This is a genomic window from Arcicella aquatica, from assembly GCF_034928825.1.
Classification (GTDB): Bacteria; Bacteroidota; Bacteroidia; order Cytophagales; family Spirosomataceae; genus Arcicella; species Arcicella aquatica.
Window position 1 is genome coordinate 14,680 of the sequence record NZ_JAYFUL010000008.1, and the last position, 13,086, is coordinate 27,765.

Here is a 13,086-nt window from a genome sequence, read left to right on the forward strand (position 1 = left end):
TAATTATCTCCCGCTTTCGCTCGTTTTCTAACGAGTGACGACTATTATCAGACTTCAAGCCGATAATAAACTCTTTATTTTGATTTTTCTTGTAAAGCCCTTAAATCATTAATCACAGTCTCTATTTTTTTATCTAAAGCATTAATTTGACCTTCATATCTATCTGTCTCCTCAGCTACTGCTTTGTATATTAATTGATAGCTTTTAATTCTAAGTTCACAATAATCTTTTAAGAGGTTGTTTTTAGTTTTTATTTCAACTGGCAAATCCAATTTCTCAAAACTGTTTATGAGTTTTATATTTTCTTGCCAATAGTAAATACCTCTGTCTTTAATAGCATAAAGTTTTTTATCCTTAGGAGTATCGGCAGGCAAACTATAAAACTCCAATGCCATTGATTCCATTGAGACAAATTGCCTAACCTTTTTATCATATTCTCCTATATCATTGGGGAGGTTCTTGTATATAAAGAATGAACCCGAAAAAATCAGCGCTGTTAATAAAGCAATTGTTGATAATTTGAGATGCTCAGATTCAGGTTGTTTTAAACTTGGAATAAAAGCATACCCAATAACTATTCCCCCCAACAACCCTCCAATATGAGCGGCATTGTCAATACCACCTTTTAGTCCAATGACTAAATTATACCCTACAAAAAGTGTAATACTTGTTAATAGTGCCTTACGAGTTGTTTCTTCAATTAAGCTTGTTGTTAACATTGCTAAAAAAACACCATACAATCCAAAAATAGCTCCTGATGCTCCTGCACTAATTGTTAAATCGTGCCACCATAAACTTGCAACACTCGCTGTAATTCCTGTTAATAAATAACCTGAAATAAATCTTGTTTTCCCTAAGTGTGGCTCCAAAAGTAGACCTATATAAGCCAACGCATACATATTCATGGCTAAATGAAAAATACCAATATGCAGAAAACAATTTGTCAAGAGTCGCCAACCTTCTCCTTCTAATGTCACTGGACGAAAATTCGCTCCCCATCTTATCAGACTTTCACCATCAGGTGCAATAATATTAACACCAGTAAGTGCCATTATTATGAAAATAAGAATATTGATATTTAAAAGAATCGGTGTGACAAAATAGCCATCAATTGGGATGAAAACACTAAGGAATTCGTTAAATTTCTCTTTTAAACTAGTAGGTTCTTTGCTTAAAATATCATCTTCTTTTGGTATTAAATTGGGACTTAATTCAACCACCATATTATCTATTTTTTCTGGCGACAACATTGATTTTAGTTCATCAATTTGAGCAATAAGTCCTTCAATATTACGCTCATTTCTCCCCCAGTCCATTAAACCTGAACCTTGATTTTCACTTCGTAAGTTTACGGTGTGGTCACTAATTTTCACAGTAATTTCTTCTCCCCACGATCTAAAGGATATCTTTGTAAATGCAATAAATCCTGTTTCACTTGCATAAGAAATGCTCCAACCGAGTCTTGTCGCTGATTCAATTGCTATTGCTAAAAATTGTTGAGGAGTGATATTGTCAAGAAGTAGTTCGTGAATGTGTTTAGGTGGAAAGCCAATAGCCATAAAATATTCTTTTGTTGAGGGTATTTATTATAAGTTAATCAGTGATTTTTTTATAAAGTTAAATTAAGCATATTTATTTACAATTCTAATTTTATATGTCTTATGACCATTAATTGCTGAGATTTTTTTTAGGCTAGCATACAATGATAAATGGGACATATAAAAAACAGCGGTAGTAAGTTTTATCATTATTGGATAACTATATTTTTCATTATCTCGTACTCTTCCACTTGTTCCAAAAGACGAATGAAAGCTTTGCTAAGATAGGTTTTTAATTAAAAAATTTATGTATTCAGAGAATATTTTATTTACAGGATTAATTGTCAAAAAAGTAGAACATACCATGAAACTGTTTAAACTTTCCGTTTCTGAGGTGAAAGTATTGTATTTTTGAATTGATTTTTTCAACATTTGCATAGCATCGCTACGTTGAGTAAATTTTGGAACAAGCTATTCTAAAAGACTTAGTTTAATCCGAAAGGGAAAGTTTAAACAGCTTCAATATAATAACCGTAAAATAAAAATATCCTTAATCAGGGTATTTAAAGCTCTTTTTTGTGATGTCTTTTTTAAAAAATGATGTAATATTATGCTACTTAAATTATCTCTATCATGAAAAACCTCCCTATCTTACTATTAGCACTATTTGTGCTGGGTTTCGTTAGTTGTTCTAAAGAAAATGACCCATCCGTTACTCCAACCCCTGGTGGCACAACTTTACCTTATTTTGAATATAAAATCAACAATGCAAGTGCTGTGCATATCGATTGCAGTGCAATCCAGTTTGAAGCTACTAGTGGTGGCAGTTCGGTTAAGGTAATTGTTGCAACTTCTGCTTCTACAAAAGCTACTTTTACTTATGCTTTTTATGGTGCTGCATCGGCTTTGGATACCGTAAAAGCTGGAAGCCATCCATTATTGGCGTATACCGAATTTGTAAACTATGCAAATAGCATAGCCATGCACATAAGTGTAAAAGTACCGCAAACCACTGGAGGCACCGATTATTTTTATGGATTGGCTCCATCTGAAGCTACTCACACGCATAACATAAAATCTATTACCAAAGGTGATGTTGAAAATGGAAAACAAATATATTGGGTAGAAGGCGAATATAGCTGTAAAGGACAGCAGCTACCATCAACAACCACCGCTACCATTTCGGGTAAGTATAGGTTTAAATTGCTGACTGTAAAATAAGGTTGGTTAACTTTTCTACTTGTTCAGCAAACAAGTGAAAGCCCTGATAAATAGGACTTTAATCTAAACATTTGTACTTTCAGAAAACTTTGTTGTTACATATCGTTCGATTTTCTTTTCGGAATAAATCGAACAGGTTAAACAGTGTAAGTCGTTGGCACAATTATTTAACACATTAGGTAAAGTAGTATTTTACCTTTGATGACACATAAAATTCTTTTTGCATCACCTTATTTAATACCCAATTTACATACTACAAGATAATTTTTATCAATATAACAACAAAACTTTATGAACATAAAACGAATTTTCGGGGCTTTACTCACCCTATTAGGTGTTATCGGACTTATTTATGCTGCCACGTTATTTGTCAATAAATCAGGTGGACACAATACGAAGGCTCTTATTACTTATGGAATTATTGGCTTTATTTTCTTTTCTTCAGGAATCAGCTTGATACGTTCAACAAATGACCAATCGTAATGTTTAGGACTTTAAGATTGGAGGATTTTAGGACTTTAGACATTAAACTTTGAGACGCCCGCAGTCGCTCGTTTTTTAACGAGTGACGACTATTGTTGGGCTTCCAGCCGATAACTTGAACTAGTGGAGACTTAAAGACTTTAAGGAGGAAGAAGGTTAGATAAAATAGCATTTAATCCAAAAATATAAATACCTAAACATTCAGAGAAAGGTAGTTATCAATCGTTCTTATTACCTTTCAAAATAAATCATACATAAGAAATCAGCCTTATCCTATCTTTTTTTGAATTTGCCAATAATGCCCGAAAGGGTCTTTTATTGTTCCTTGTCTGTAGCCATAATCATAATCTTCGGCAGGGCTAATTTCTATGGCTCCCGCAATGATTGCTTGGTTCATTACGGCATCTACATCTGGCACAAACAATCCAACGCAACAGGTACAGCCATTGTGTGTATCAGGAGAAAAAAAAAGCTTAGAGGTTATTTCATGAACATGAAAAATAGCACCATATATACAAAGTTCTGCTACGTGGATAGTATTATCTTCATTTCTAAAACATAGATTCTCTGTTGCTCCAAAAGCATTTTTATAGAACGATATATCCTTTACTCCATTATTGATATAAAGCTCTGGGGCAAAAAAAGTGTTATAAGCATTCGTCGTCATAGCTTTGGGGTTTTAAATCAAAATATATGTTTAGGTTATTTTCAATGTTGTTTTTAGTTCTTCGCTTGTTTTGGAAGAGGGCTTTACACCACCTAAAATCTATTAAGTGTAGTTATAGATATATGCTGTTGCAATTATATATAATAGTAAATTAAACAAAAGATAAAAAACCTTTAAGCCCTTGAATCTTCTTATAATTATTATCGATAAAATAAAATGTAACAACACAGTTGCACAATAAAGTATCCAAATCTCAAACTGATGATTGCTATTACTTGCGTACCCCAATGAAAAACAAGAAAAATACCAGACTACAATAAGAAAAAACAATACCACTATATCAAAAATAATAAATTTAAGTACCGATTTCATAATATGCTGAGTAAATGATTGTTTTTATTTCAGTCTTACTCTGTCTTTTTCACTAAATCCCCTTAAAGTTTCTAAAAGGTTTTTCTTATCTTTATTTATAGATAAGTAGATGCAGTCAAAAGAGTTTTTGCTCGGACTTCCTGCATTACCAAAGTAGTGAACATGAGTTTTTTTATAGGCAGAAGTTACTGATTTTGCATAAATATCTTCAAAAAATGGAAGTTTATTTTCAGTACTCTCGACTACTACGCAAGCACAATCTGCCAGTCTACCGCCTTCTGTTAAGTCGCTACTTTTCCAATTATTACTCGTGTAAAGAAACAAGTCTTCGAGTAGCTTTACTCTAAAACAGGAATGTTTGTGAGTTTTTTCATCTTTATTTTCATTCTCTTCCGTAATGAAAAAATAGAGGTCTGTACCCGCAGATTTCAATTTTTTTATATGAGTTACGTTAGGGTCGGCATATATTTCGTTATAAATTTCAGTTTCAGTACGGATTATTTCTGGTTTGTCAAACTTTCCAAGTTTGACATGATTTTCACTTTCAAAAATTAGAATATAATTTATGTTTTCTTCTACGATTATTCGCTCTTTCGTATCCGAATTGTAGATATGCCCGTGTTGAAACGTAATGTTAATAGAACGCATATTGAGGTTATTTTTAGATACAGTTGTCTTTTTTTAATGAACTTAAACTCGATGTGACTCAAAGCAAGGGTGCAATCAGAGACTATAATTATTAGAGAGACTAAGTGAAAATAGTTAGATTGGAGAAGTCGATATATTCAACCATTCTTTAAATAAACACCTACCAATTTCTTCTCTTTTGAAATTGCTGATTCGTGCAGAAGGATGCGTCATTCCATAAATTCTAAATCCATCGATTGTAGATTTGTATAATGATTTAGGCAACATTTCTTCTGTTTTATTTCTGCCTATAAAAGGTCTAAAACAATGATTAACTCCTAAACACAATATTACTTTAGGCTTTATAACTTCGCAAATTAAAAGTAATGACAACTTAACACAATTATCAAACACTTCTAACCATTCATTTTTGAAGCTTTTTTTGAATTCACTAAAGTCTTTGGAATTGAAAAATAAAATATTCATATAAACCATATTATCAAAACATTTTCTAAATTCAGGATGGATATTGATTGTTTTATTAAGATTTCTAAGGATATTCCATTCTTTCTTTTTCTTTCCATTTTCAATTTTGTCAGCTTCTTTACCTCCTATATACCAAGGGTTTTGATGAATAAATACGTCAGGAATCATTTTACCATATTGTTTCACTCCCCATCCTTCATTAGAAAATTGGTTTTCATAATTATATACCCCGTAAGGATTTAAACCTAGAATTAAAATATCTGGCTCATGTTTTGGTTCGGATTGAAATGCGTAAAAACTTCTATCTATTTTAGTTTTAGCAACATTATCACAATAATCAACAGTAAATTCAGCCCATTTATTTAGTCTTTCTTCATATGTTTTTAAAGCTCTTATCTCTAAATATAATATACTTAGTCTTTCATCAAATATTTTATTCATAGTCTTTTTTTTTATTCTTAGATGTTTAGTTATTGTAATTCGCTCTTATAAGTTCAAACTTATTGCTTCAATTAGGCTCTTTTACCTGTTCTGAAAGACAAGTGAAAGCTTTGACAAATAGGATTCAATCCAAAAAGATAAATGCCTGAACGTACAAAGAACGTTATTATTTATCGTGGAACAAGGATGCTTCACAGACTGCTTTTGTTTGAGTCTAAGTGAATAAACACTTAGACAAACGAGCGTTCTAAGAATGCCTGACACAAGATATTCTGAAACACTATGTCACGCAGAAGATGAACACAAGCAATACTCTAATGATTAGAATAGTTGACAGAAAGTTACTATTAACTTTAAAGAAGTTTTATTTGTTGATAATCTAAGATTTCTTTAGATTTTTTACTTATAGTAACTTCAATTTGAGAAAATAATATAATATCATCATACACTCTATTTGGAATATCAATTATTGTTATTCCAAATTCATTTTCACTAGCTCTAATCTTCCATGATTCCACACCAAATTCATCATGATGAATTTTATCCAAAACTTTAACTTGAATGACGTATTTTTTTTGCTCAACTAAATCATTTTTAATTGGCTTTATTGAAGTATACCAAAAAATAACAACTAAAAAAAGTCCAAATAATATAGGAACTAAACATCCTACAAATGAAATTTCGCCCGCTTCCCATACTCCAAAAAGCACACAACAAAGTGTAAGCACGATAACAAAATTGATGAGTTTTTGCAATGACTCCTTTTTTGAATCTAATCTAAAAGTTAATGTCTGAATGTCTCGTTCATTCATGTGTATTGTATTAGCCATTTGTGTTAACGTTTAGATAATTACACATAATCTGATAAATATTTAGATATCTATCATTTGGTAATAGTTTGAAAGCATAAATTGCAAGAGCAAAAAGAATATCTTTATTATCATCATTTATTCTCCCCGTTTCAACTTCTAATTCCCACTCTTTCTTATCAAACTTATCTTTATATTTCTCTAGTGCTATCATATAGATTGAACTTACAATATCATGATTTAAGTACTTGGGATTCATATTATAATCAATTGCTTTGGCTAATATTTTACGAGTTTTATTTTCTTTTAGAGCGTCAAAAAGATATTTTAACCAAGCAATAACACCAATAAAAATCATTAGATTAGAACCATATTTACTGTATTGATAAAATGGCGGATAAATATCTATTTCTATATGCCAAATATCCTGTAACCATAGTGTTATAAAACCTAATGCAAAAAAAGTAGTTCTAAAATAGCCAAATAATATGCTTTTCATACTGAGTCCCATAGGAAATCCTTGATTTGGCGTTACTCTATAAATAGTACCAGTGGGTAATAAAGGAACTCCTATTACCAAAAATTTAGTTTGTATTGATTGTCCGTCAAACTCTTCTAGAGTTCCTGAATACATTGTCCCAAAAAACATATAATAGATGTTTAACTAATTGTTTAACTTGTTATAATTTATAGTAAGAAATTGTTTTTTGCCCATCCAAGTATCTTTACTCTTCTACTTGTTCTAAAAGACAAATGAGAGTTTTGCTAAAAAACAAACCAAAACCATAAAAGCCTGAACGTTCAAAAACGTTGTTATCTGGCATTCGATTTACACTTTGAAATAAATCGAACGCAAAAAAACAAACATAAATAAAATTATGATTGAGATATAAAAAGAGAATGAAAATTTTAACTTTTTTTATTATGCGGTATATCGGTCTCTAGTATCGTAAGTTTAATGAATTATAGTCCAAGTCCTAGACTTGAACTATTGGCGTGCATCCACGAAATTTCTCCGACGAGGGCTACCAAACCCTCTCCTCCTCTATCATTTCTCCCTTAATAATATACTGTTGAATAGAGGCTTCTATTTCGGCTTTTGGGATATAGTTGGAGGCTACTTTGATAAAGTCTTCTATCGTTAGCAATTGCTTTTTTTGTTCGGCTAAAGCTTTTAGGCTTCTTAGAAAATCTTGGTAGCTTTTAGTCCCCTTGCTTTGTTCGGTAATCCTTTTGTTGAGGTAGGCAGCAAACAATGCTCCTCGATGATAGGGTATTTTTTCGTAGTTATGATTTTCCCAGAAGTGCTTTAGGATGTCTTCATTGGCTGTATTTTTTACGGGGTTGGCAGACAATTGTTGGTAGGTGTCTTTTACCATTTTGGCTAATTTCTGTTCTGAGAAAATCCCCGCTTTTGCCAGCAAGTACCAAGTGGTATAATCAGTAAAACCTTCATCAAACCATTGATTGTTTTCGCCCATTGATACATAGCCCGCCCCAATATAGCGGTGCATGATTTCATGAGAAATCGTAGTGACTACTTCTTCATTGGCTAAAATGGTATCGCCCGAATACTTTACATGAAAGCCTGAGTTGAAGGCCGTGCCTGAGATATTATGATATTTAATATCAAGAAAAGGCGAGGCAATTAATGAATAATAAGTCCCATTGAGATTACCCCAAAAGTCGGTCATGGCAGGTAGAAATTTATCAAAATAGTCCATAAAACGTTTGAGGTTATACGGATTCTTCTGATTAATGCGTAGCACTACATAGTTTTGGATGCCTGCTAACTTTCGTTTGACGATGCGGAGGTCGGATGCACCTGTTACCAAGGCATTCATACCTTCTGAGAATTTTATCGTTACCGTTTTGCCTGCTGTTAGTGTTGGGGCAAAGCTAAAGTACATCGGGAAAGTCGGTTTTTTTTCTAGGGTTACCGACATCATCATACTTGCCTGAAGTTTTTCATCTAATTGCGGATTCAAAAAGAGTGAGTGTGAAAGCGAAAAGAAGTAATTGTCGGTAATAATAGGTCGAAACATTTCACCACGCACCTTTTGCTTGGGAGTATGGGTATCAATAATATCATATTGCATCTGAATCGGGGTATTTTGGGGATGATAAAAAGTAAGCTGACTTTTTGCTGAATCGACCTTGAATGTTACAGAACTCTGAATATTGATTAAGCCTTTTAGTAAGTCTTTCATACCGCCATAATATTCGTTTCCGTATTGAAAAACAGTACTATCTCGAAGAACAGGACGATAATTTAAGGTTACGTGCATCACTTTTGGCTTTATATCAAAATGATAATCCAAATCGGTACTGGCATAGGCTGTTGTTTGTAGGATGGCTATCAAACCTAATAAAATACAGGCTAAAAAGTTTTTCATCAATGATGTGCTTGTTTGAAGATTTAAGAACCGAAGATAATGGGTTAAGAAGCAAAATTATCAATTGATTCCTAGAATTAGTTTTGTAATGATGTTAGGTTGGTTACTGCCCCTCAACTCATTCAAATTATTATCACCGAAATAACTCCAACTACTGCAAAATTTATATACATACAATTGTGACGCTCTTTCCCATTTTGAGTCTTAGGAAAACCTACGGCTAGTATCAGTAGCGGTAACCCTTGCGGTTACCGTTTCGTTACCATTTGGGTTACAAAATAAAACCTTACTCTATTTTCAAAACCTTCACCAACGCACTTTTACGCTCATTGCCAATACGTAAAAAATAAGTACCAGCATTTAAATGAATCAGTGATAATTTGAAAGATAGGCTATTGATGGGCTGATAAAGAAGTGTTTTGCCCGAAATATCCATTAAACTGGTAAAGTAATTATTAACCTTCTTATCGTTAAGTTGAATGGTAATTTCTGAAGTGGTAGGATTCGGATATACGTTAAATAGTTGATTGTTTTCGTTTTCAGTCGATAATACCGTTGGGCTATTGGCTCTGGTAAAATCAGGAATCCCATAGCCTAATCGTGTATCTGGGGTTTGATACTGACTACCCGATTTCCGCATTCTATCAATCACTGTCATGGCTGTTAAAGTAGGGTTGGCTTGCCAAAAACCTGCTACCATACCACACAAAATAGGGGAAGAAAAAGAAGTACCATCACTGGTTGATACATTGCCATTAGGCGTAATAATGGCCGCACTCCTGCCCATTACTGCTAAATCAGGCTTTACTCTACCATCAGCCGAAGGACCAATAGAACTAAAACTTACATACGATTTTAGCGCATCGACTGCTCCCACAGTGATAACAGAATCAGCATCAGCAGGAGTAGCAATATAACGCCATGCAGCATTTCCTTCATTACCTGCACTAATTACACAAACAATTCCTACGGAAGCTGCCCAACTGGCAGCCCTAGCCGCTATGGTGGTTTTGCCATTCATATCTGCATATTTATGGCTGGTACTAGCATCATCAAATTCTGAATAACCTAAAGATGAGTTGATTAAATCTACGCCTATGCTATCTGCATATTCAGCGGCAAACAGCCAATTGGCTTCTTCGATAAGGTATTCTGAGGCAGCATCTTCTGAACGTAATAATAAAAAAGAAGCTTTATAAGCAGTACCTATCAACTGTCCGTCTAGATAAGCGCCCATGCATGATAAAACTTCAGTTCCATGTGAGTCGTCTTCATAAACGTTCTTTTCATTTTTCACAAAGTCGTAAGTACCCACTATCCTTTTTTCATCAAAAAGTGGTTTTAATGCGGCAATATTATTAGCATTATTGAACCCTGCATCCAATACGCCTATCATCATTCCTTCTCCATGAAACCCTTGGTCGTGCATTTTGTCTGCCCCAATCATTTCTATTTGGGTTTTAGATAAACCATAGCTCAAGGCTTCTGTACCTAAGCTTTCAAACTTAGTTGTTTTTCTGGCTGTTCTAGTACTTGGATTATCAATTGAAGTATTAATTTCTAGCCCTTTTACAAATGATAATTGTAAAACACTTGTCAAAACTGTTGGGGTACATTCAATCAAGGCAGCATTCATCCAACGAGAAGTATAAATTACTTTTGCGCCTTTCTTTTTTACTTCACCTATGTAAGCTGGATTTACGGGTAAATCTTTCGTTGTCAAAGCGATATTTTGTTTCTGACGACGATTGACTGAACGTTGGGATAGGTAGGCTAAAGGTTGGGAAACAGAATAAGGTGAGTTACTTTTATCTTTAAAAACCAAAAGATACTTTGCTGACAAAGTTTGAGCATTTACGGATGGATGAACTAGGAAACTCAAAGCGAAGAACACACTCAATATTATAAGTTTCACAGTAATGTGATTAGTATTCATCTTTTCCATAATCTTCATGATAAAACTTGTTCTTATTCAATCTTATTGGCCAGATATAGTTAGCTAATAATTAGACAAATTTAGGTGTTTTTCAGTTGCATGATAATAAAGAAGCTGTTTAAAATTTAAAAGCCAGTCAGGAATAATTCCTGACTGGCTTTTAAATTTTATTTCTGATTTATTTTTCGTCTGCTGGTACTAACCAAGCTTTGCGAAGAGCAATCTGTGCTTCTGTTGGATTCTCTGCTGGAGAAAGCAGATTTTTCTCAATTACTTCTGGAATAAAGATTTTAGATGAAAGTCTGGCTTCTACTTTCTTATCTCCATTTTTTCTAAGCACAACAAATTCAACATTATCACCTTCTTTAGTGTTGTTGATAAAATCAGAACGAGTATTTCTAAAACCATTCAGGTCTAATGGTTTTCCATTTAAAGAAACTAGCTCATCACCTGCTTTAAACCCAATTTTTGCACCGAAGGCATCAATTCCTTCATCGTCAATGATAAAAATACCTTTTGTTTCAGGATTGATTCCTAAGTTATAGACCGAAAAGCCTAATGTTTTTTCTAGTTTCTTGTTAGTTTTTTGGAAGTTGATACCTACACTATTCAAGGTTTCTATTAAAGGCAAAGGTTGTTTTCCTTCTACATAATTAGCAAAAAACTGACGAATCTCTGGGAATTTAGTTATTTCAGTAATCTTATCGAAAAGCTCATCATCGTTGAAAGATTTATCTTTACCATAATATTTAGATAAGTCTTTCATCAAATTCTGTGTTCCATATTTCCCTCCTGATAATTGACGAAGCTTAATATCCAAACAAAGCCCTATCAATGCTCCTTTTTCATATACGTTTTGGTATTGGTCTTTGTATTTTTCCAATACATCAGCCGACATTACTGTAAAAGGGATATCATCTTTATAGCGGTCATACATATTGCCAATTTTAGAACGAAGCATATTCATATACATTGGCAATTCAATCAAACCATATTTTGCTTGCATGTGTCCCGCTGCATATTCTGTAATTCCTTCATACATCCAAAGATGCTTAGACATTTTCGGATGGTTAAAATCAAACTCACCTATTTCTTTTGAATGAATACTAAGCGGCGTAACGATATGGAAAAACTCATGTGAACAAACATCTTTTACTGTTTGTGCCAGCTCGTCTGATGAAGATTCAGGCAAATAATAGAAAGATGAGTATGAGTGTTCTAAAGCACCATAGCTTCCATTTTTTAAATTATCTGAAAGCACAATGACAAAGGCATATTTTTTAATGGGTAAAGTCCCCCCTAAATATTCTTTCTGAGCTTCCAACAATGTTTTTACATTCTCAGCAATTTCAGCAGAAGTAGCTTTTTTATTAGGCGAATAAAGCGAAATTAAAATATCTGCCCCTCCTACTTTTAAGATAGTTGTATCAGGTTTGCAATACATGATAGGTGCATCTACCAAATCATTGTAATTTGAAACACTGAAAAAATCCTTTGTATCATCTGATTTAGTAGCCGTTAATGAAGATGCGCCATAAAAACCTGTTGGTTTTGTAAAGGTCACTTCGTAAGTACTACGCTTTAAATCATCAAAGTAACCAAAAAAGCCATGCGTATTAATGGCAAAAAGCTTATTTTCTTCAATATCAGTACCGGCAGGTTCAAAAACATATTCACCCGAAATTTCTGGTGAATCCCAAGTATCATCTACTAAGTACGTGATTTTACTAAGTTTCTTTGCTCCTTTTATTTTATAGCTGTTAGCATCAATCTTATTGACAGTCAATTCTTTTCCTTTATCATCAAAAGCTTTTAAGGCAGAGATATAACGGCCAAAATCATAGTTGGCATAAGTGCCAGGAACAATTTTAGGAAAATTATATACTATTTCATCTTTCAAGATTTTAGGAGTAGTCAGTGTTACTTCTAATTTATCGTTTTGAACTTTTGTTAAATCAATAAAAAACTGGTAATTGGCATTTTGAGTAACTTTCTGGGCGAAAGTTGGAAGGCATATTGTCAATGCCAAAAACATCAGGAATTTAATCTTCATTGGGCTTTATTAGAGTTGTTAAAATATTATAACTGCATTTCTTAGAGAAATATAACG

At 33.2% G+C, this 13,086-nt stretch carries 11 protein-coding genes; 2 read left to right on the forward strand and 9 right to left on the reverse strand.

Going from position 1 to position 13,086, the window contains the following annotated elements; genetic code table 11:
- Positions 1 to 74: 74 nt before the first annotated feature.
- Complete coding sequence (locus VB264_RS06925; protein WP_323247935.1) at positions 75 to 1,559, reverse strand: rhomboid family intramembrane serine protease; 1,485 nt, start codon at positions 1,557 to 1,559, stop codon at positions 75 to 77.
- A 612-nt stretch (positions 1,560 to 2,171) separates the two neighbouring features.
- Between VB264_RS06925 and VB264_RS06930 the strand changes: the two genes are divergently transcribed.
- Together VB264_RS06930 and VB264_RS06935 are read left to right on the forward strand one after the other, a co-directional pair.
- Positions 2,172 to 2,759, forward strand: coding sequence for a hypothetical protein (locus VB264_RS06930; RefSeq protein ID WP_323247937.1), 588 nt, complete (start codon positions 2,172 to 2,174; stop codon positions 2,757 to 2,759).
- Between the two features lie 291 nt (positions 2,760 to 3,050).
- Positions 3,051 to 3,242, forward strand: coding sequence for a hypothetical protein (locus tag VB264_RS06935; RefSeq protein ID WP_323247939.1), 192 nt, complete (start codon positions 3,051 to 3,053; stop codon positions 3,240 to 3,242).
- 268 nt (positions 3,243 to 3,510) lie between these two features.
- On the opposite strand, the gene VB264_RS06940 is transcribed toward VB264_RS06935, so the two are convergent.
- The 8 genes from VB264_RS06940 to VB264_RS06975 all read right to left on the reverse strand — a co-directional run bounded on the left by VB264_RS06940 (position 3,511) and on the right by VB264_RS06975 (position 13,029).
- Positions 3,511 to 3,909, reverse strand: coding sequence for a VOC family protein (locus VB264_RS06940; RefSeq protein ID WP_323247941.1), 399 nt, complete (start codon positions 3,907 to 3,909; stop codon positions 3,511 to 3,513).
- A 396-nt stretch (positions 3,910 to 4,305) separates the two neighbouring features.
- Complete coding sequence (locus VB264_RS06945) at positions 4,306 to 4,929, reverse strand: hypothetical protein (protein ID WP_323247943.1); 624 nt, start codon at positions 4,927 to 4,929, stop codon at positions 4,306 to 4,308.
- Between the two features lie 114 nt (positions 4,930 to 5,043).
- Positions 5,044 to 5,835 carry a hypothetical protein gene (locus VB264_RS06950; protein WP_323247945.1) on the reverse strand — a complete coding sequence of 264 codons (792 nt, stop codon included), beginning with the start codon at positions 5,833 to 5,835 and terminating at the stop codon, positions 5,044 to 5,046.
- A 353-nt stretch (positions 5,836 to 6,188) separates the two neighbouring features.
- Positions 6,189 to 6,665: a hypothetical protein gene (locus VB264_RS06955; protein ID WP_323247948.1), complete on the reverse strand. Its 477-nt coding sequence runs from the start codon at positions 6,663 to 6,665 to the stop codon at positions 6,189 to 6,191.
- A complete protein-coding gene (locus VB264_RS06960) occupies positions 6,658 to 7,293 on the reverse strand; it encodes a hypothetical protein (protein WP_323247950.1) in 636 nt (211 codons plus the stop codon). The genes VB264_RS06955 and VB264_RS06960 overlap by 8 nt, the downstream gene beginning before the upstream one ends.
- Before the next feature lie 376 nt (positions 7,294 to 7,669).
- On the reverse strand, positions 7,670 to 9,040 hold the full coding sequence (locus tag VB264_RS06965) for a M1 family aminopeptidase (protein ID WP_323247952.1): 1,371 nt from the start codon (positions 9,038 to 9,040) through the stop codon (positions 7,670 to 7,672).
- A 286-nt stretch (positions 9,041 to 9,326) separates the two neighbouring features.
- Positions 9,327 to 10,955 (reverse strand): S8 family serine peptidase, encoded by a 1,629-nt coding sequence (locus VB264_RS06970; protein ID WP_323247954.1) that lies wholly within the window; start codon positions 10,953 to 10,955, stop codon positions 9,327 to 9,329.
- A gap of 199 nt (positions 10,956 to 11,154) precedes the next feature.
- On the reverse strand, positions 11,155 to 13,029 hold the full coding sequence (locus VB264_RS06975; RefSeq protein ID WP_323247956.1) for a M61 family metallopeptidase: 1,875 nt from the start codon (positions 13,027 to 13,029) through the stop codon (positions 11,155 to 11,157).
- Positions 13,030 to 13,086: the final 57 nt, after the last annotated feature.

Bases quoted from the DNA above. Each gene is read 5' to 3' on its own strand.
- VB264_RS06925 (WP_323247935.1), bottom strand. From the start codon at position 1,559: ATGGCTATTGGCTTTCCACCTAAACACATTCACGAACTACTTCTTGAC.
- VB264_RS06945 (WP_323247943.1), bottom strand. From the start codon at position 4,929: ATGCGTTCTATTAACATTACGTTTCAACACGGGCATATCTACAATTCG.
- VB264_RS06930 (WP_323247937.1), top strand. From the start codon at position 2,172: ATGAAAAACCTCCCTATCTTACTATTAGCACTATTTGTGCTGGGTTTC.
- VB264_RS06960 (WP_323247950.1), bottom strand. From the start codon at position 7,293: ATGTTTTTTGGGACAATGTATTCAGGAACTCTAGAAGAGTTTGACGGA.
- VB264_RS06975 (WP_323247956.1), bottom strand. From the start codon at position 13,029: ATGAAGATTAAATTCCTGATGTTTTTGGCATTGACAATATGCCTTCCA.
- VB264_RS06965 (WP_323247952.1), bottom strand. From the start codon at position 9,040: ATGAAAAACTTTTTAGCCTGTATTTTATTAGGTTTGATAGCCATCCTA.
- VB264_RS06955 (WP_323247948.1), bottom strand. From the start codon at position 6,665: ATGGCTAATACAATACACATGAATGAACGAGACATTCAGACATTAACT.
- VB264_RS06935 (WP_323247939.1), top strand. From the start codon at position 3,051: ATGAACATAAAACGAATTTTCGGGGCTTTACTCACCCTATTAGGTGTT.
- VB264_RS06950 (WP_323247945.1), bottom strand. From the start codon at position 5,835: ATGAATAAAATATTTGATGAAAGACTAAGTATATTATATTTAGAGATA.
- VB264_RS06940 (WP_323247941.1), bottom strand. From the start codon at position 3,909: ATGACGACGAATGCTTATAACACTTTTTTTGCCCCAGAGCTTTATATC.